This is a genomic window from Roseovarius aestuarii (assembly GCF_019966515.1).
GTDB classification, from domain to species: Bacteria; Pseudomonadota; Alphaproteobacteria; order Rhodobacterales; family Rhodobacteraceae; genus Roseovarius; species Roseovarius aestuarii.
The window spans coordinates 18,214-36,328 of the sequence record NZ_JAIMIB010000022.1 but is presented as its reverse complement, the minus strand read 5'-3'; the positions used below and the strand labels follow the sequence as shown (position 1 = coordinate 36,328).

18 protein-coding genes are annotated in these 18,115 nt (G+C 58.2%); 6 read left to right on the top strand and 12 right to left on the bottom strand.

What is annotated here, in order from left to right; all coding sequences use genetic code 11:
• Window positions 1–42 precede the first annotated feature (42 nt).
• Genes glyS through LC334_RS19960 form a run of 3 tightly spaced genes read right to left on the bottom strand, consistent with a single transcriptional unit; the run spans window position 43 to window position 3,727 of the window.
• Window positions 43–2,268, bottom strand: coding sequence for a glycine--tRNA ligase subunit beta (gene glyS / locus LC334_RS19970; protein WP_085802123.1), 2,226 nt, complete (start codon window positions 2,266–2,268; stop codon window positions 43–45).
• Window positions 2,269–2,273: 5 nt separating this feature from the next.
• Window positions 2,274–2,801 (bottom strand): DUF6446 family protein, encoded by a 528-nt coding sequence (locus LC334_RS19965; RefSeq protein WP_223413095.1) that lies wholly within the window; start codon window positions 2,799–2,801, stop codon window positions 2,274–2,276.
• Entirely contained in the window at window positions 2,798–3,727 is a 930-nt protein-coding gene (locus LC334_RS19960; protein WP_085802125.1) for a glycine--tRNA ligase subunit alpha, read from the bottom strand. Before LC334_RS19960 ends, LC334_RS19965 begins: the two co-directional genes overlap by 4 nt.
• A 166-nt stretch (window positions 3,728–3,893) precedes the next feature.
• Here LC334_RS19960 and LC334_RS19955 point away from each other — a divergent pair, with 166 nt between their 5' ends.
• Both LC334_RS19955 and LC334_RS19950 read left to right on the top strand, forming a co-directional pair.
• Window positions 3,894–5,660, top strand: coding sequence for a serine protease (locus LC334_RS19955; RefSeq protein WP_085802126.1), 1,767 nt, complete (start codon window positions 3,894–3,896; stop codon window positions 5,658–5,660).
• Between the two features lie 191 nt (window positions 5,661–5,851).
• On the top strand, window positions 5,852–6,271 hold the full coding sequence (locus tag LC334_RS19950; protein WP_085802127.1) for a hypothetical protein: 420 nt from the start codon (window positions 5,852–5,854) through the stop codon (window positions 6,269–6,271).
• A 14-nt stretch (window positions 6,272–6,285) separates the two neighbouring features.
• On the opposite strand, the gene LC334_RS19945 is transcribed toward LC334_RS19950, so the two are convergent.
• Entirely contained in the window at window positions 6,286–6,648 is a 363-nt protein-coding gene (locus tag LC334_RS19945) for a hypothetical protein (protein ID WP_139836515.1), read from the bottom strand.
• A gap of 201 nt (window positions 6,649–6,849) precedes the next feature.
• Window positions 6,850–7,812 (bottom strand): IS1595 family transposase, encoded by a 963-nt coding sequence (locus tag LC334_RS19940; protein ID WP_085802129.1) that lies wholly within the window; start codon window positions 7,810–7,812, stop codon window positions 6,850–6,852.
• Window positions 7,813–7,912: 100 nt separating this feature from the next.
• Here LC334_RS19940 and LC334_RS19935 point away from each other — a divergent pair, with 100 nt between their 5' ends.
• A complete protein-coding gene (locus LC334_RS19935; RefSeq protein ID WP_085802130.1) occupies window positions 7,913–8,134 on the top strand; it encodes a DUF6471 domain-containing protein in 222 nt (73 codons plus the stop codon).
• Window positions 8,095–9,036: a hypothetical protein gene (locus LC334_RS19930; RefSeq protein ID WP_223413094.1), complete on the top strand. Its 942-nt coding sequence runs from the start codon at window positions 8,095–8,097 to the stop codon at window positions 9,034–9,036. Before LC334_RS19935 ends, LC334_RS19930 begins: the two co-directional genes overlap by 40 nt.
• A gap of 85 nt (window positions 9,037–9,121) precedes the next feature.
• On the opposite strand, the gene LC334_RS19925 is transcribed toward LC334_RS19930, so the two are convergent.
• From LC334_RS19925 to LC334_RS19895, 7 genes are all read right to left on the bottom strand, one after another.
• A complete protein-coding gene (locus LC334_RS19925) occupies window positions 9,122–9,898 on the bottom strand; it encodes a methyltransferase domain-containing protein (protein WP_085802132.1) in 777 nt (258 codons plus the stop codon).
• 111 nt (window positions 9,899–10,009) lie between these two features.
• A complete protein-coding gene (locus tag LC334_RS19920) occupies window positions 10,010–11,119 on the bottom strand; it encodes a hypothetical protein (protein WP_085802133.1) in 1,110 nt (369 codons plus the stop codon).
• Window positions 11,120–11,202: 83 nt separating this feature from the next.
• Window positions 11,203–11,958 carry an SDR family NAD(P)-dependent oxidoreductase gene (locus LC334_RS19915; protein WP_085802134.1) on the bottom strand — a complete coding sequence of 252 codons (756 nt, stop codon included), beginning with the start codon at window positions 11,956–11,958 and terminating at the stop codon, window positions 11,203–11,205.
• Between the two features lie 3 nt (window positions 11,959–11,961).
• Complete coding sequence (locus LC334_RS19910; protein WP_085802135.1) at window positions 11,962–13,047, bottom strand: ABC transporter ATP-binding protein; 1,086 nt, start codon at window positions 13,045–13,047, stop codon at window positions 11,962–11,964.
• A gap of 95 nt (window positions 13,048–13,142) precedes the next feature.
• Entirely contained in the window at window positions 13,143–14,510 is a 1,368-nt protein-coding gene (locus LC334_RS19905; RefSeq protein ID WP_085802136.1) for an SLC5/6 family protein, read from the bottom strand.
• Window positions 14,511–14,611: 101 nt separating this feature from the next.
• Window positions 14,612–15,739 (bottom strand): hypothetical protein, encoded by a 1,128-nt coding sequence (locus LC334_RS19900; protein WP_085802137.1) that lies wholly within the window; start codon window positions 15,737–15,739, stop codon window positions 14,612–14,614.
• 6 nt (window positions 15,740–15,745) lie between these two features.
• On the bottom strand, window positions 15,746–16,525 hold the full coding sequence (locus LC334_RS19895; protein WP_085802138.1) for an SDR family oxidoreductase: 780 nt from the start codon (window positions 16,523–16,525) through the stop codon (window positions 15,746–15,748).
• 150 nt (window positions 16,526–16,675) lie between these two features.
• On the opposite strand from LC334_RS19895, the gene LC334_RS19890 reads away from it, so the two are divergent.
• Together LC334_RS19890 and LC334_RS19885 are read left to right on the top strand one after the other, a co-directional pair.
• Window positions 16,676–17,689: a Hint domain-containing protein gene (locus LC334_RS19890; RefSeq protein ID WP_085802139.1), complete on the top strand. Its 1,014-nt coding sequence runs from the start codon at window positions 16,676–16,678 to the stop codon at window positions 17,687–17,689.
• 194 nt (window positions 17,690–17,883) lie between these two features.
• A complete protein-coding gene (locus tag LC334_RS19885) occupies window positions 17,884–18,108 on the top strand; it encodes a twin-arginine translocase TatA/TatE family subunit (protein WP_085802140.1) in 225 nt (74 codons plus the stop codon).
• The last annotated feature ends 7 nt before the right edge of the window (window positions 18,109–18,115 follow it).

The following is an 18,115-nucleotide window of genomic DNA, read 5'->3' as shown; positions in this document are numbered from 1 at the left end:
TGCGTTAACCTTTATTAATAAGGCCCCGGCGCTGTCGTGAGGTTATCCTTCGATCCGTGTCAGATCGGCGGCTTGCAGGCAAATCTGGCGGATACGGTTGAGCAGGTTGAGGCGGTTGCGGCGGATGATGTCATTATCGGTATTGACCTGCACGCCCTCGAAAAACCCATCAATCGGCGCGCGCAGAGCCGCCATAGCGGCCATAGCGCCCACGAAATCCTCGGCCTCCAGCGCCTTTGTAATCGCCGGTTCGCCCGCATCGAGCGCAACAAAAAGCGCCTTTTCCACGTCCGTCTCGGCAAATTTCACATCCGCGCCGTAGGAATATTCGACCCCGTCTTTCTCCTCGGCCTGGGTGAGAATGTTGTTGGCGCGCTTGAAGCCCTGCAACAGGTTCTCGCCATCCTCGGTCTTGAGGAAATCCGAAAGCGCCGTGGCGCGTTTGACCAGCAGGGTCAGATCGTCGTTCCCCTCGATCGCGATACAGGCGTCGATCACGTCATGTCGAATGCCCTGATCGCGGAGATAGACTTTGAGGCGGTCGTGGAAGAAGGAAAGAAGATCCAAGTTAAACGTCATAACTTCATCTAAGCTTGCTGAAAAGTCAGTTTTCTCCAACATGGAGCCAACACTTTCCATGAACCTTATGGCCCACCTTGGTTCTCCAGAGTTACCCGCAAAGTTTGCAATTTTACTCGCTTGGGTGAGAACTACGTTGTGTCTGCTTGTCGATAGAATGTAGCCAAAAGCATAAGTCATCGGGGCTGCAAGGTGTATTCTGACTGCGTTATCCAACACCAACCGAATAACGCCCAAAGCCGCCCGTCTGAGCGCAAACGGATCTTTGGACCCAGTGGGTTTTTCATTAATGGCCCAGAAACCGGTGAGCGTGTCGAGCTTGTCGGCCAGCGCCACGGCGACGGAGACCGGTTCGGTGGGCACGGCATCGGAGGGGCCGAGCGGGGAATAGTGCGCCTCGCAAGCGGCGGCGACCTCGGCGGGCAGTCCGGCAACTTCGGCGTAGTAGCGGCCCATCAGGCCTTGAAGCTCGGGGAATTCATATACCATCTCGGACGACAAATCGGCCTTGGCGACGCGGGCGGCCTGCTCGGCCAGATCGGCATCGGCGCCGACCACGGGCCCGATTTCGCGGGCAAGGGCTGCAATGCGGTCGATGCGCTCGGCCTGAGAGCCCAGTTTGTTGTGGAAGGTGACGTTTTTCAGAGACTCAAGCCACGGTTTCATCTGTTCGTCTCTTGCGACACGCAAGTCGTTTTCCCAGAAGAATTTTGCATCCGCCAGACGGGCCGAAAGAACCTTTTGGTTGCCCGCCAGAATGGTCGCGCCGTGATCAGCCGTCCGGGTATTGGCGACGGTGATGAAGCGTTCGATCTTGCCGGTCTTGGGGTTTTTGACCGAAAAGAACTTCTGATGCTCTTTCATCGAGGTTTGCAGCACTTCGGGCGGCAGGTCGAGGAATTCGGTATCAATCGTGCCCATCAGCACCACCGGGAATTCCACCAGCCCCGCGACCTCGGCCAGCAATCCCTTGTCCTCGACCACTTCCAGCCCGGCGGCAAAGGCCTGATTGGTGGCGTCCTGCCAGATATGATCCGCGCGCTCTGCCGGGTCGAGCACCACCGAGGCGCGCTTGAGTTTTGCGGCGTAATCGTCAAACGAGGTGACCGCGAAAGCATCAGGCGCCAGAAAACGATGCCCGCGCGTGGTCTGGCCCGCTTTGATGCCGTCAATTTCCAGCGGCACCACCTGCGCCTCACCCGCATCGTCGGTGAGGATGCAGAGGATCGAATGCAGAGGCCGGACCCAGCGGAGTGACCCAGCCCCCCACCGCATCGATTTGGGCCAGGGGAAGTTCCGGATTGTGGCCTCCAAAACCTCGGCCACAATATCGGCGGCAGCGCGGCCCGGTTTGGTGATGGTGGCGAAATAGACCTGGCCCTTTTTCTCGTCGCGCACTTCCAGATCGTCGCGCGATACCCCTGCCCCGCGCAGGAAACCTTCGATGGCTTTTTCCGGCGCATCTGTGCGCGGGCCTTTGCGCTCCTCCCTGATCGTCGGGCTTTCCGCCAACAGCCCCTCGACCGCCAGCATCAGGCGGCGCGGCGTGGAAAACGCAGCCGCCCCGGCATAGGTCAACCCGGCCTCAACCAGCCCGTCAGTCATGCGGGTTTTCAGATCCTCCGCTGCACGGGATTGCATGCGGGCCGGGATTTCCTCGGAGAAAAGTTCGATCAGAAGATCAGGCATAGTGGTCAGTACCCATTTGGAGGTTCGGGGCAGTTTTCAGGGGCGGGATTGCCGTCAAAGACAACCTCGCCACATTCGTTGATCTGGTGCCAGACATAGCCGCGGCCGTCATCGGTGACCGCAACAACCCGGTCGATGCCGTATTGGATGTCTTTCTCGCCCAGAAAGGCCAGCGCGGTGCCGTCTTCGATCTCGGCGCCCAGCGCCTCAGCATCAAAACAATCGAACCAGTCGGGGCCGGTCAGCGGCTCGGCGGCCTCGTAATACTCATAGGTCTCGGTCAGCATCGCAGTAGACATGGTGGTGGTAAAACAGGCGCGGTAGCGGATCGGCGAGCTGCTGGCGTCAATGGCGGTGAAATTGTCGTAGAGCACCGGCTCGGACTGGCCCGAGACCAGCGACACCATCTGCACGTCATCCGTGCCCGTGGCCGCGACCTCATCATAGAAGTGATAGACCTGAAGGTAATACATGGCCGCCCCGGCCACCAAGGCTGTAATCAAGATCACCCCCGCTAGGATTTTTCCGGTCACGCCGCCGCGCCCCCGGCTTCGGTCTGGACAAAGGCGTCGGCGCATTTCTTGGCAAGCGCGCGGACGCGGCCAATATAGGCCTGGCGTTCGGTAACCGAGATCACGCCGCGCGCGTCGAGCAGGTTGAAGATGTGCGACGCCTTGATGCATTGGTCATAAGCCGGATGCGCCATGATGATGCGTTTGCCGGTTTTCGGGTCGTCATGTTGCTGGCTCAGGATCGCCTCGCATTCGGCCTCGGCCTCCTCAAAGTGCCTGAGCAGCACCTCGGTATTGGCGACATCGAAATTCCAGCGGGAATATTCCTCCTCGGTCTGGCGGAACACATCGCCGTAACTTAGCGCAATCGGCGCATCAGGATCATTGAACGGCATATCCATCACGTGGTCGATGCCCAGCACGTACATGGCAAGACGTTCCAGCCCATAGGTCAGCTCCCCCGAGACCGGGTGGCAATCATGGCCGCCAACCTGCTGGAAATAGGTGTACTGGCTGACTTCCATGCCGTCGCACCAGACCTCCCAGCCCAGCCCCCAGGCGCCAAGCGTGGGGCTTTCCCAGTCATCCTCGACAAAGCGGATGTCGTGGACACCCATGTCGATGCCGATGGCCCTGAGTGAGCCAAGATAGAGTTCCTGCAAGTCCGGCGGGCTGGGTTTGATCAGCACCTGATACTGGTAGTAATGCTGCAACCGGTTCGGGTTTTCACCGTAGCGCCCGTCGGTAGGGCGGCGCGAGGGCTGAACATAGGCCGCAGCCCAGGGTTTTGACCCCAACGAGCGCAGGGTCGTCGCAGGGTGAAACGTGCCGGCACCGACCTCCATGTCATAGGGCTGCATCACGGCACAACCCTTGCCTGCCCAATAGGATTGAAGCCTCAGGATGATCTCCTGAAAACTGCGTGGTTTGTCGCTCTGCTCAGCCATGACTGCCCCTTGGGGTTTTGCCGTAGAATTGCGCCCTTACCTACGGTCCTGACGAGAGAGGGTCAATTGCGGCGCGCCGCATATTTTGGGTGCACCTGCCGGTGGATTTGATAAAAGGCGGTCAGCAAGTGGAACTGAACGATCCGTGCAGGGGCAAGAGTAGAGTATGAGGCGTATTTTTATCGCGGTGATTTTCGCCATTGGCGCGGCCGTACCTGCGGCATTCTCACAAGGACAAAACCTGGCTTGGGTGCAGATCGAAGCACAACCCAGCCTGACCCGGGCGCAGGCCAGCATCCGGCGTTATGCGGCGACCTTGCAGGATGTGAACGGGTTTACCATCCGTGGTGGCTGGTACGCGATCGCGCTTGGGCCTTATACCTCCGAGGACGCTGAGCGGGTTTTACAGGTCTACCGCGCCGAGCGGGTGATTCCGCGCGACAGTTATATCGCGCTCAGCAGCGACTATCAGCAGCAATTCTGGCCGGTAGGGGCGAATGTGCTGAACCGCCCCGCTTTGACCGTCCCAGAAAACGAAGCCGATACGCAGATCGCGCGAACCCAACCGGAGCCAGAAACTGAATCCGAGCCTGAAATTGCCCCCGCACCGGCAGATGAAACCCTGCGCGAAGCACGGGCCAGCGAACGCCTGCTCAGTCGCGAAGAACGCGCCGAGCTTCAGGAAGCGCTGAGATGGGCCGGGGTCTATGACGGCCGCATCGATGCCGCCTTTGGCCGCGGCACCCGCGCATCCATGTCGCGCTGGCAGGAGGCCAATAATTTCGAACCCACGGGCGTGCTGACGACCCTGCAGCGGGCCGAGCTTTTCCGCCAGTATAACGCCGTGCTGGAAGGTCTGGATATTCAGTTCGTGCGCGATGAAACGGTCGGCATCGAGATGAAACTGCCGACCGGCGTGGTGGAATTGGCCAAATACGAGCCTCCCTTCGCCCATTACAATGCCGTCGGCGATGTAGATGCCAAGGTGTTGCTGATCTCACAGGAGGGCAACGAAGCGACGCTTGCAGGGCTTTACGACATCATGCAGACGCTCGAAATCGTGCCCGAAACCGGGCCACGCATGCTGGATGGTGACGGCTTCACGCTGATCGGTGAAGGGGCGCTAAGCATTTCGCACACCCAGGTCTGGTTTAAGGACGGCCACATCAAGGGGTTCACCCTGGTCTGGCCCGCCGGTGACGAAGAGCGGCGCACCCGTCTTCTGGGCGAGATGCAGGCAAGTTTCACCCCGATCGGCGGCGTGCTGGACCCGGCGACGGGAAACAACGAAGATCAGAGCATCGATCTGGTGGCCGGGCTTGAGATCCGCAAGCCGCGCCTTACGCGCTCAGGCTTCTTCGTGGATCAGGCGGGCACCGTCGTGACCACAGCGGATGTGGTGGCAGGCTGCGGCAGGATCACCATTGATCAGGATTACGACGCACAGGTGGCCGCCAACAACACGTCGCTCGGGATCGCGGTATTGCGCCCGCGCGAAGATCTGGCGCCCCTCTCCGTGGCCCGGTTCCAGCAGGACACCCCACGCCTGCAATCCACGGTCGCAGTGGCTGGTTATTCCTATGGTGGCATTCTTGGCGCGCCCACGCTGACATTCGGCGAATTGGCCGATCTGCGCGGCCTGAACGGCGAAGCAGGCATGAAACGCCTCGCGCTCGCCCCGCTGGAGGGCGATGCCGGCGGACCGGTTGTCGACGCAGGTGGCGCGGTGCTGGGCATGCTTCTGCCCGAGCCCAAAAGTGGACGCAAACTGCCAGACGGAGTCAGTTTCGCTGCAGGAACTGATACGGTGCAAGAGGTGCTCGCTGAGGCGGGTATTGATGTGTCCACTACCTCGGAGTCCGGTCAACTCTCACCCGAAACCCTGTCCCGCGATGCCAGCGACATCACCGTACTGGTCAGCTGCTGGGAATGAGTTGTGTTTTGGGCAGGTGTCGGCAGGAAGCGGACAGATGGTTAGTTCGCAGCGCCTCGTGTCCACTTCCGCTTTTCGATGAAAGCGGAAGTACAGCGCTAATGTCCGCTCAGCGGACAAATCCGGCCTTATGTATCAAACGCACCAACATTCTATCTGAACAATCGGGCCGCGTGAATCCATAATAGGGCATGGAGCATACGATATTCGGACTGATCAAGAAACGCGGCGAGATAGCAGGCCAGCACAAGGCCGCTGTGAAGGCCGCAGATGCGCTTAAGGCCGATCTGGACGCCATAGACCGTGCACTGGTGCTGTGTGGCTATACGGACGATCCCAGGGGCATAGCGCCGCGTGGGAAGTACAAGCAGCTATTCGGGCGCAATGAGTTGAAGCTGACGATCATTACAATGCTTCGTAAAGAACCTGCGGATGATGAGACGATTGCGGCGCGGATCATTGCGTCCAAGGGCTGGGGCGATGATATTCACGCCGATGTGCTTAAGCGGGTGCGTCATGCAATCCAGAGGGCGCAGAAAGACGGGCATGTGGTGCAGGACTTTGGGCCGGATGGGTGTTTGTGGAAACTGGCCCCGAAGGGCCAGCCCTGAGTCGATGTGTCGCCTTATCTACGCCGCATATTCAGTCTAGGATTAACTGACTGCTTGTTGCAGGAAGGATTAAGGCCATGCCGCAAATCAGTTTCAATCCGCAGGCGCTCGGCACTACTGGTCGAGACGATGGCACCAATATGCGTCATGCCATTGCGAGCAGCACACCTGAGCCCATCGTGATTCCCGGCATTGACGTTAAGACGATCCTTGAAGGATTGTGTCTCGCCGACATAGAGGGCCTCAAACTGTCCGGTAATGAGCCGCCTACAGGCGACATAGACACCTGATATTGGATTGAACTGCGTTCCTACTGGAAACACATCGAAACGGTATTGAGAACCGGAATTTCCGGTCCAAGTCACAGTCGTATTCATCGCTTTTTCTCCTTGCGATGTGTTGGCCGACTTGACTTGTGATTCCACATATGGGTAAAAACCCAGTGAGAATTCTCAAACTTCCACCGGCCAACGGTGGTTTCATTTTCGCCTGAACCGCTCCAACGGTTCAGGCGTTTTTCTTTTACCGAATCATATGCCCTTGTGTCTAGTGCTCACCACACGATTTTGTGCCGAGGCTTATGCAGACCGCTGCCAGTAGCCCTTCCATTGGCGCGATACTGGCGCTGTCATTGAGTTAGAAACTACAATCTGCGCCAGTGTCCCGTTATCGGTCCGGCGGTTGTCTTCCAGCCATGCGGCATGGTTCGCATACTGGTAAAGGTACTGCGGGCTGACGTGATGATGCTGGCCCTGCACCATGCGGCGCAAGCGCGAGAAATAGCTTTCAACCCAATTGGTGTGCTTGCCGTGGTCGCTGTAAATCTCGGAGTGGTTCACGCGGTCGACGTGATAGCCCATGTGCAATTCATCCCAATGGCTGGCCTCATCCGCTGACATGGTGGACAGGCGCGATACGTTCTCGTTAGCCAAAGCAACCCCTTCTGCCTCAGACTGACCTACGAACGGCAGTGTGCGGCCCTCACGCTCACGCATAGCGATCACAACGCGGCGCTTGCCGGTCTGGTGACGCTTTAAGCGACGGTCCTTGCGGTCAGCCTTGGCGTTCTCCGGGCGGATATGACCGCCAAAATATGCGCCATCAATCTCAACATGGCCTTCCAGAACTTCACCAGTGTGGACTTCCAGTGCCATCGCTTCGCGCAGTTTGTGGGCCAGCACGAAGGCTGTCTTGTACTGGCAATCCAGATCACGCGACAACTGTACCATGCTCACACCCTTTGACGCGTTCACGACAATGCAGATCGCGGCCAGCAGGTCCACAAAGCCCATCTTGCGGCTGGCAAATATTGTGCCGCTGGTCACGCTGAACTGGTGGTGACACGCCTTACACTTGAACTTGCGGCGCGTGGTGATCTTGTACGCCTCATCAAAGCCGCAGCATGGGCAAACGGCCTCGCCATTGGTCTCAGGCCAGCGCATCTCACAAAACGTCTGATAGGCCGCCTCCTCGCCCGCCTTATAAACCGAGCGAAGACTAAGAGTGCGGGAAGCTGCTGAGAGAAGAAAGTGCTGGGCCATTTTATACTATATCCGTTATGTTCATAACAAAAATAGTAAGATGACATACTGATTTCAATAGGTTATATACTAAAAAAGATATATTTTTATTGGAGTCGATATGCCGGAGCAGAATGATTGGGAAAAACAGGCCGCAAACCTGTTGAAATCAGAGCTGAAGAGAAAGGGCGTGACTTATGCCCAACTCGTTGAAAGACTTGCTGATATTGGAATCAGTGAGAAAGAGGTGAACGTCGCCAATAAGCTATCCCGAGGGAAGTTTAGCGCAGCGTTTATGTTGGCATGTTTAAAGGCGATAGAGGTACAGGATTTAAGACTGTAACCGCCCTAGCAATATTGGCGATAGTTTCTTTAGCCACACTTTCTATCTACTCTCTAGGGCGGCATCACGGAGAAGCCATAGGCGAGAATGCCGCCAATACCGACACCTACGCCCGCCATACCGAGGAAGATATAGAAAAGTGCCTCGCCCTCCCTGAGGACGGCAGCAAATCTAAGTGCATACGTGAAGTAATAGAAGCCAACAACGAACACGAGCGCATGGAGGATGACCTTGTAGCCCAAACTGAAATGGCGCTTTGGGCGCTTGGTATGTTGGTTGTAACTTTTCTTGGTGTATTGGCTACTGGCGCCGGTGTTTATTACGTTCGCAGAACCCTCATCCAAGCCGATAAGACCAATATTGCCGCCTTGGGTGCGGCGAATGCCGCCAATGAAGCCAACGCTATGATGCGGCTGGAGAAGCGACCTTGGGTTGCTCTCATTCATGAGGTCGCGTGCGACGTTCACTTTGGGAAAGACAGCTTTCGCTTCACATGGAATTACAACTTTGAAAACAAGGGGCTTTCCCCAGCGTACGATGTTGTCCTTGAATGGAAGCCCATTAGAAAAGACTGGCGTAAGAGCATCGAAGATTTGGCTCAAGAATTTTCCAATGAGGCCATTTCCAGGCGGGGCTACTCTCAATCCCCAGTCCTGTTTCCGGGTGAAACTACCAACCTTCGCCGATTCAAGCACGTTGGCGTTGTCAACTACCTTGACGGAACCGGCTACATACAGGAAGCAGAGGCTCTGCTCTTGGTGTGTATTAGCTATCGGCTTGGTTTGGGGTCGAATGAAATGGGTGTTGAAACTCGCGTGTTTGCATTCGAAACACGCGATCAGCCCCTCGGACCCTTCACCGCACGGATGCTGGAATACAGCTTCGCCAGATACATTAAGTAGGGCTGCCAGTGCGATCACCTTAATCATCGCTCACACCTTGGTGCGTTTGATACATAAGGCCGGACAAATCTTCCGTTTAAAAAAGTCAGATTTTCCTTGCACTCACCACAAAATGAGTGACGGAGAAGAAGAAGCTACCCTCTGCGGCCAAGTTTCTCTGCTCCTCGGCCCATTTACTTGCTTCTTCTTGAGACAAGTAACTGTTGGCTACAGCATAATTCTCCATCAAAATCATCATCATGTTCGCAAGCCCGTCGGGTTTCAATTGATGGTCGCAGACGGTGATCGGATGGACGGACTCAACAGCGAATCCAGCATTCTTGAGAATTGGCGGCAAAAGTGCAGGCACGGTACGTTCAGCGAAGTGGTTGTCCCAAGCAGCCAACATACGCGCCATCCGCTCAGGTGAATTGCTAAACCAAACTAAGCTATCAAAGTGAATATCTCCCACAACCAGTTTTCCGTCTGGCTTGAGCGCACGACGTACTTCCTTCACCGCGCTGGAAATATCACTAATATATTCAAATACTTGCACAGAAACCGCTTTGTCGATCGTTGCGTCTGCCACTGGCAAATGGTTGGCTGAGCCTTCGACAATATCTACCCAGTCGAACTCCCGACATCGTCGTATTGCGGATTGCCTCATGTCGCCGCTTGGGTCAACACCGATTACCCGCCCTTTTGGGCCCACGGCACGTGCCAACTCAGCGGTGAGAAGCCCATTTCCGCTACCAACATCCAAAATGGATTCATCGGGGCTTGGCTTAAGAGCATCAAAGGAGGCTTGCCGTCTTCGCGTGACATCCGCGCCTTGATAGGCAGTATCTAAAAGCTGCGCCGTCTGCGCATCAAACTCCAGCATAGGTGCCTTATCCAACCCTCTTAGCGACAAAATACAGCGGATTTATCACACCCTCTGCAAATTGTCTCCTCTTGCCTCAGAGCCGACATGCCCACTCCACACTGCCAAACCTCAGACCGGTGCGAAACTTCCGGCGAAAGCGGTCAGCAAGGGCGAGCTTGTGGCGACCAGTGCCTGAATTGCCTCGGTCATACTGATCTGTAGCCCATGGCGCGCCTTCCACTTGTCCAGCCGCGTAACCGTCGGCACGTCGCTGTCAGAGGCTGCCTCGGGCCTGCTTTCCTCGACCATCATGCTTTCCATGGCGAGCTTGTCCGATCGCCGTGCGGCCAGATACATCACCGGCCCGAACCCGGTGACGATCAACAGCGTGTAAAAGACGCCGCTATAGAACAGCGTCGCCTTGATCGTATCGGCATAACCCGGATGCGCCTTGCTATCGACAAAGGGCAGCGGCCAATGCATCCATGCCATCGCCATGAACATGCCCGAACTCAGCATCAGCCCGGCCAGATAGAGAAACCGCCGCGCCGCCCGCTGATTGCGGCCGTGATCAAAGGCGCGCTCCTCGAGCGGCGTGCCAGAGGGCGGACAGGACAGAGACAGGATCATCCCCAGCACCAACGCCGCCACGCCAATCCCCGAAAGCAGTGAAGCGAAATCCAGTAACAACCGAAACAGCGCCATCGCCGGATTATCCGTGCACTTTCGGCCCAGAAGTAAGGTCTTTTCCGGTAGCGTACGATAATCGGCCACGCCATCATTCCAGGTCAGTTCCTGACAGCGCCGCACCGTGCCGCGCGACAGCACCTCGTCCATCACATCGGTGCCGACCTGATGATAGGCTCGCCAGCTCCAGATCGCCTCTTCCTGATGACCGACCACCGCGCTGAGCACCGGAAGCTGCACCGCGACCAGCGCTGCGAACGCCAACACCCTTGTCCACACCGTCAGTGGTCGCATCAACTCACCCAGGAACATTGCCACGGCTATGATCACCAGAACGGTGAAAAACAACAGCGCTCCCAGATATCGGTTGCGCCCTGCCGCCTCGAGATACCCCTTGCCGTCAATCAACAACTCGTCGGCGCTGACATCCAGCATCGGCACGCCAAGATTGGGCACCAGCCAATCGCTGAGGACAAAGATCAGGACAGGGGCCGCCAGGATCAGAAAACAGGCCGGGTGCACCCGTCGCTTTTCAGTCAGGAAATTACGCATGTCTAAATCCACTGGTCCGCAAAAATCGCGGTCAATGGGATCACTCTAGCACAACAACCTGAGCGCGTAAAATCAGGCTCTTATCATCCGCGTGGCAAAACGCCCGAGGCCATGAAACCACCATCAACATTCAGGATATGCCCGTTGATGAACGCCGCCTCATCCGAGGCCAGGTAACACACGGCCGATGCGACCTCTGCAGGCTCGGCATAGCGCTCGATCGGCGTTTGCGCATACCAGAGCTCGCGGTCCTTGGGGCCGTGCACCTGTTTGATCATCGGCGTATCGACCGGGATCGGTGCCACCGCATTCGCCGTCACGCCGCTGCCACCCAGTTCTGCCGCGAGAAGGCGTGTCAACATATCGACGCCGCCCTTGGAGCAGGAATAGGCACCGCGTCCGATATTGGCGATCTGGCCGTTGACCGAGCTTAGCGTGATGATCCGGCCCCAGCCCTTTTGCACCATCTGACGCCCCGCCAGCTGACAGCAATGGAAGGTGCCGGTCAGGTTCACGTCGATGATGCGCGAGAATTCCTGCGCGTCGAAATCCAGCAAGCGCGCTGCTTTTACGATCGCCGCACAGGTTACCAATATGTCCACCCCACCCTGCGCTTCCAGCGTGGCAAAGCCAGCCTCAACCGCCGCCCGGTCGGCCACGTCAAAGGCAATCCAGTCGATGCCATCGGGCAGGTCCGACACCGCACGTTCACAGGCTTCCGCGGATACATCCGTGATGGTAACCTTTGCACCTGCCTTCGCCAAACCCTCGGCACAGGCCATGCCGATACCGCCGGCCCCACCGGTCACCAATGCGCGTTTGCCTGTCAGATCGGTCATGACCTATCCCTTCACCGGAAAAACGAAACACCGGTCACGCCGGATCATCAGCCACAGGGGCTTACCGGGCTTGGGCAGGAACACGTTGGGGACGGTCGCCTTGAGGATCGAGCCGTCATGATCCATGCGGAATTCCATCAGGCTTTCGCTGCCCATGAACCGCGCCCGCTGCACGATGCCCCGTGCGGGCGTACCGTCCGCCGGTGTCGAATTGGGTCCGCGCCCATCCCGGTCAAAGTCGATCTTGATATGCTGTGGCCGGATAACGATCTCGACCTCATGGCCTTCCATAACGCCCGGCGCCAGGAATTGGCCAAAGGGCGTATCCACCAAAGACCCCTTAACATCACCTCGGATCACATTGATATCGCTGAAGAAAGAAACCGCGTCACGATCCATTGGCGCGTTGTAGATATTATAGGGCGCGCCCTGCTGTACGATCCGTCCGCCGCGCATCAGCGCGATCTCATCGGCCATGCGCATCGCCTCTTCCGGCTCGTGGGTGACCAGCAACACGGCGGTGTCCTGTTCGCGCAGGATTTCCAGCGTCTCATCGCGAATGCCATCACGCAACCGGTTATCCAGCCCCGAAAACGGCTCGTCCATCAGCATGATCCGGGGACGTGGTGCGAGCGCGCGCGCCAAAGCTACGCGCTGCTGTTCGCCGCCTGACAGCTCGTGCGGATAGGCATCGACATAGCTCTGCATGCCCACGCGCGCCAACAGGGTTTCAACCCGCTTGCCCTTCTCGACCTTGTCACCCTCAAGCCCGAACGCCACATTCTCACCCACGCGCAGATGCGGAAACAGCGCGAAGTCCTGAAACATCAGCCCGATATGCCGTCGTTCGGGCGGGATGCGAAAGACGGTGTCGCAAATCAGCTTGCCATCGACCCAGATCTCGCCGCTATCCTGCATCTCGACGCCCGCGATCATGCGCAACGTCGTCGATTTGCCGCACCCCGACGGCCCCAGCAGGCAGGTCACCTGCCCCGGCTGCACCGCGAGCGACACATCCTCGACCACCACGCGCCCGTCATAGCGGCGCGTGAGGTTCCTGATCTCTAGTCTTGGGGGGCTTGCGTCCACGGGGCCTCACGTTTTTCCGATCAAATTGATCAGACTTATACGCAGGCCAGATAGCAACCAAGCTGTCGCGAGGCAATAGAAACCACGATAACCGCTCACAGGGCCTTGCGTGATCCCAGCAGAACGGCGGTAAAGCCCACGACCAGCACGCCGACACAGATCACCAGCAACTGCTCGTATTTATGCGCCTCGGAGAGGATCGCGGTGAATACATCTTCCCGGGCGAAATAGGCGGCGGCTCCCATTATTGCCGCACCGAAGGCCACCATATACGACCACAACGCCACCTCGCGCCGCAGAACCAGACCCACCAACAGTACGGGCGTCAGGAACATGCTGGCGGTGCCGCTGACCGCAACCGCATCAAACAGCGTCTGATTACCCCAGAGCGTCAGCAGCGCCCCGGCAATCATGAAAACGATCATCGCAACCCGGCCGCCATTCAGGGTGCGGGGTGTCAGTTTCAGCTCGTCCACGACCAGCCGCGCAGCGCTTGCCAATGCTGAATCAAGCGTACTCAGCGCCGAAATCAGCAGCGACACCAGCAATGCCACGAAAAGCCAGGGCGGGAACATGCCCATCCATGTGCCAATCAGTTGCCCCTCGTATTCGGCGCCGATGATAGCTGCCTGAATGCCGAAAAAGCCGAAGGCGATGATGCAAAGGCCGGAAATCCAGAACGCATGCAGGAACGACCGTCGTGTCGTATCCCGGTCAGCGATGAAACCACGGTCCATCATCACCGGATCATGGGCGGGATATGAAAACACCTGTAGGAATGCGACCAGCAGCAGTACCTGCCCGTTCCACGACCCGCTAGTCCCTTGCGAGGTCAGAACCGCGCCCAGATCAAACCCCGGGCTGGTCACCAGCGCCCCGAAGGCCAACGCAAAAATCACCAGGAAAACCAGCATTTGCAACACATCGGTGCGCAGCGCCGCGCTCAGCCCGCCCCAGGCGCTGTAGGCAAGCCCAAGCACCGCCACCAGCAGGATGGAAGCCTCCCGCGCCAGCCCAACCTCGGGCAAGGCGGCGGCAAAGATCAGCCCGACAACCAACAGATTGGCGAAAACCTCCGACAGCAGCCGCAGCGCAATCACCACGTTGTAGCAGGTCACGCCCGCGACGCCGAACCGCGCACCCAGCCAATCCTGCACTGATCCGGCTCCGCCGTCGCGCAGCCGCCCAACGATGAAGCCACCGGTCAGGAACGAGCCATAATAGGCGGCGTAAGCCAAGGTGCCCCATATGCCGTAGAAATACCCCAGAATGGCGGCGTTCATCAGGGAGCGAGCGAAAATCCAGGTGGTCACCTGGCTCAGCACCAGCACCAGCAGACCCGGCGCCCGACCCGAGGCCCCGGCCCCGCCAAAGAACCCGTCTATCGTGGCGCGGCGCGGTGCGACGGCAAGGCTGGCCAGAATAACAAGGCTGAAAATCGCAATGATAGCGGCGGCTTGCATGAGGGATGTCCTGTTTCGCTCGATCGTTCGAACCGGCGTAGCAGTCACCCTGCAGTCTGGCCAGCCGGTGTTTCAAACACCGACGCGAATGTGATTAACGTTCAGGTTGCGGGCTGCAGATCGAATGCGACAGCTGCGACACACTGCCCATTTACCTGCAGTTCGATCTGATGCGGCCCGGGATGCAGTGTGAAGGTCGTGGCATTCCCTTTCAGCGTATGTTTCTTCAGGAAGGCCATCGGTTTACCGGCCTGCGAGCGACCCTGTTTCAACTTGAACACCTTCCGCCCTGCGCGCCGCCCCGGCCGGTGAAAATGCAGCACATAATCTACCAGCAGATTTGCGGGTTCCTGCGTCTCGACATTGGCCGTGAATTCAAGGATTTCACCAATGCGCACCGGCCCCGGTTTGATCACGATATGCGCCTTGACCTCGATGTCATCGCGATATCCCAACAACCGCAGCGCTTGCGGATCACCGGTCTTGACCAGCGTGCGCAATGCATGGCGGGTCAACCATTCCAGTTCGTTGGGGGATTGACGCCCCGCCTCGCGCCATGTTTTCAACCTGGAGACCACAGCGTCCGGGTCAATGTTTGCAATATCATTCAGATGGTTGGCGACCGATCTTACAACATATCGCGTCTGGTCCGCGTGCAAAGTATCAAGCAATGGCAAGGGCGCCATCGGATCAATCGTCACCTTCCCGGCCCAGGGCAGTTTCGGGCGTGTCCCCTCGGATACCAGCCGTCGTACATGATAGTTTTCATCCACCGCCCAGAGGGCAAGCCGTGTCAGCGTTTCAGCGGGCCAACGGTTCAGAAACGGGCGGATGTAAAACTCCATCGAAAACCGTTTGGTGGCGGCGTAAAGCAGGTCCAGCGCCCGCTCACGATGCTCTTCCAGCCCGTGACGAACGGCCAGAATACCGGGCACTGCATGGATGAACCGGCCGAAATCATCGTCGCTCAGACTTGGGTCCAGCTCAGGCACCATCGCCGCCTGTAACTGATCCGCCATCGTGGGGAAATCAGCCGCCAGCTGCGGCTCCAGACAATCGGCAATCCAGTCGAGCCGAGCCAGCAATTCACGCGGGGCAAGCCCGGCCATGACCGCCGCATGGAACCTTTCTGCATCAAATCCCGGCACGCCGACGGCGAACTCAGCCGCCAGATCGCCGATGGAAACTGCATTAAACAGCTGATCTTTCAGCGAAAACCCTTGCGCCACAGGTGATCACATCGTTGAATTGGTGGCGCCGCCATCCAAGAGGATATTCTGCCCGATCATGTAACCCGCATATTGCGAACACATGAAGGCGCAGGTGGCGCCGAATTCCTCGATCGTGCCGTAGCGACCGGCGGGGATGGTGGTATTGCGGTTGGCTTTGGCCTGCTCGACCGTGATCCCCTGCGCCTGAGCTGCCGTATTATCCAGCGAAACGGCCCTGTCAGTTGCATGAATTCCAGGCTGCAAGTTATTGATAACGACACCGGAACCGGCAACCTGACGGGATGTCCCGGCCACATAACCGGTCAGGCCCGCCCGGGCGGAATTGCTAAGCCCCAGCACCGGCACCGGCGCCTTGACGCTGACCGATGTGATATTGACCACCCGGCCCCAGCCACGTTCCATCATGCCCGGCAACAGGGCTTTCATCAACGCAATCGGCGTCAGCATGTTGGCATCCAGCGCCCTGATGAAGTCCTCGCGATCCCAGTCCGACCACAGCCCCGGCGGTGGTCCGCCCGCATTGGTCACCAGAATATCGACACCCTGCGCCGCCTCAAGCACCGCTTCCTGTCCCTCGGGCGTGGTCACATCCGTGGCCACCGTCGCCACCTCGACACCGAACTCTTCGCGGATCGCAGCGGCAGCGGCTTCAAGCGTCTCGCTGCCGCGCGCATTCATCACCAGGTCGACGCCTGCCTCGGCCAGTGCCCGGGCGCAACCCAGCCCCAAACCTTTGGACGAGGCACAGACAAGCGCTCTTTTTCCACGTATTCCCAGATCCATGATGCAACTCCTCCCTAATTCCCCCTGACGCATAGCATCCGATCCGCCACGATAGCCAGAGAAACACTGGCGCATTGACCCGATAAGGCCACAATCCTAGATTAGCCTGTCAGCCTCGGGCAGTAACCATATCGAGAACTATAATCAGAGATGAGCGATTCCGTGCCAGAGCCCACGCAATCCGTGCCGGTCTACCGGTCGGCGGACTTGAGCGTTGTCACCGGTGCCAATCTTGGCGATCCGATCTCGTTCGCCGATGAGCTGGATCTTGATGACACGTATGAGCTTCGCAGCAACAGCAAGCAATTCAGGCTTTCGCTGCAAAGCGACGGCAAGGGCGAACATGTGATCGCAGAGGATACCGCGATCGGTCGGCCCGGCGCCGTTTTGCATCTCGATAGCTGCCTGACGCTGATGTCGGGTAATGGAGCCACAACTGAAGTGCTTATTCTGGTCGAGGTGGATGCCAAAGGCGATGTCGAGGAGGTCTACGCGCTGCCTTTTGCACCGCTGACTTGCCGGGTAGGTTATGCGCTCGTCGGCATCAACCGCGACACCGCCAATGTCAAGTTCGCTGAAGCCGCCTGCGTCTCATTTTCACGGGGCACAAAGATCACGCTTGGCTCTGGCGCGCAAAGACGAATCGAGGATCTGAAAGTGGGCGATCCGGTGCTGACCCGAGACGACGGCGTCCAGAAAATCCGCTGGATCGGCCACGCCACCGTCCGCGCCACCGGCGATTTCGCTCCAATCCGGATCAAGGCAGGCACGCTGCACAACGAAGAAGATCTATTGGTCAGTCCCGATCACCGGCTGTTCATCTACCAGCGCTCGGACGCGCTTGGCGCCGGTCGGAACGAGGTGCTGGTCCGCGCCCGCCATCTGGTCAATGGCGACACGGTGGTGCGCGAAGATGGCGGATTTGTCGACTATTTCCAGTTGCTCTTCGACCAGCACCAGATCATCTATGCCGAGGGCATAGCCGCCGAGACATTACTGATCGACAACCGCACCAGACCGGTTCTGCCCCCCGAACTGGGCGAGAAACTGGCCCAATCCATGCACGATCACGAAGCCCGCGCGCATCTGGCCTTCGAGATTGGCGAAAGCCTTCTCAAGCACGCGGATATGGCGAAGTTTCTGAAACATGCCTCAACCCGCTAGACCGTGCGGGCGAGTGTTTGCAACCACCGATAGGAAAATCTGCAAAAAGTGGCTGATAGACGCAGGTTTTTTGTGACAGAAATTTCACCTTGCCGTGCATTGGTTCTTCCAACCTGCTCCCGAAGAGCTTAGATACAGTTGACGAAATTCCCGGGGCCGCCCAAAGATGGCCCCGAGTTAGGGAGAACAAAGACATGCTGAACAATATCGGCCTTCCGGGCCTTCTGCTGATTGCAGTCGTGGTGCTGGTGCTTTTCGGGCGCGGCAAGATCTCGTCGCTGATGGGTGAGGTTGGCAAGGGGATCACCTCGTTCAAAAAAGGCGTTGCCGAGGGCAACAAAGAGATCGACGACGCCACCGAAGATGCAGCTGATGCCGCCAAGGACGTGACCCCCGAAGACGATAAAGACAAGGCCTGAGCGCTAG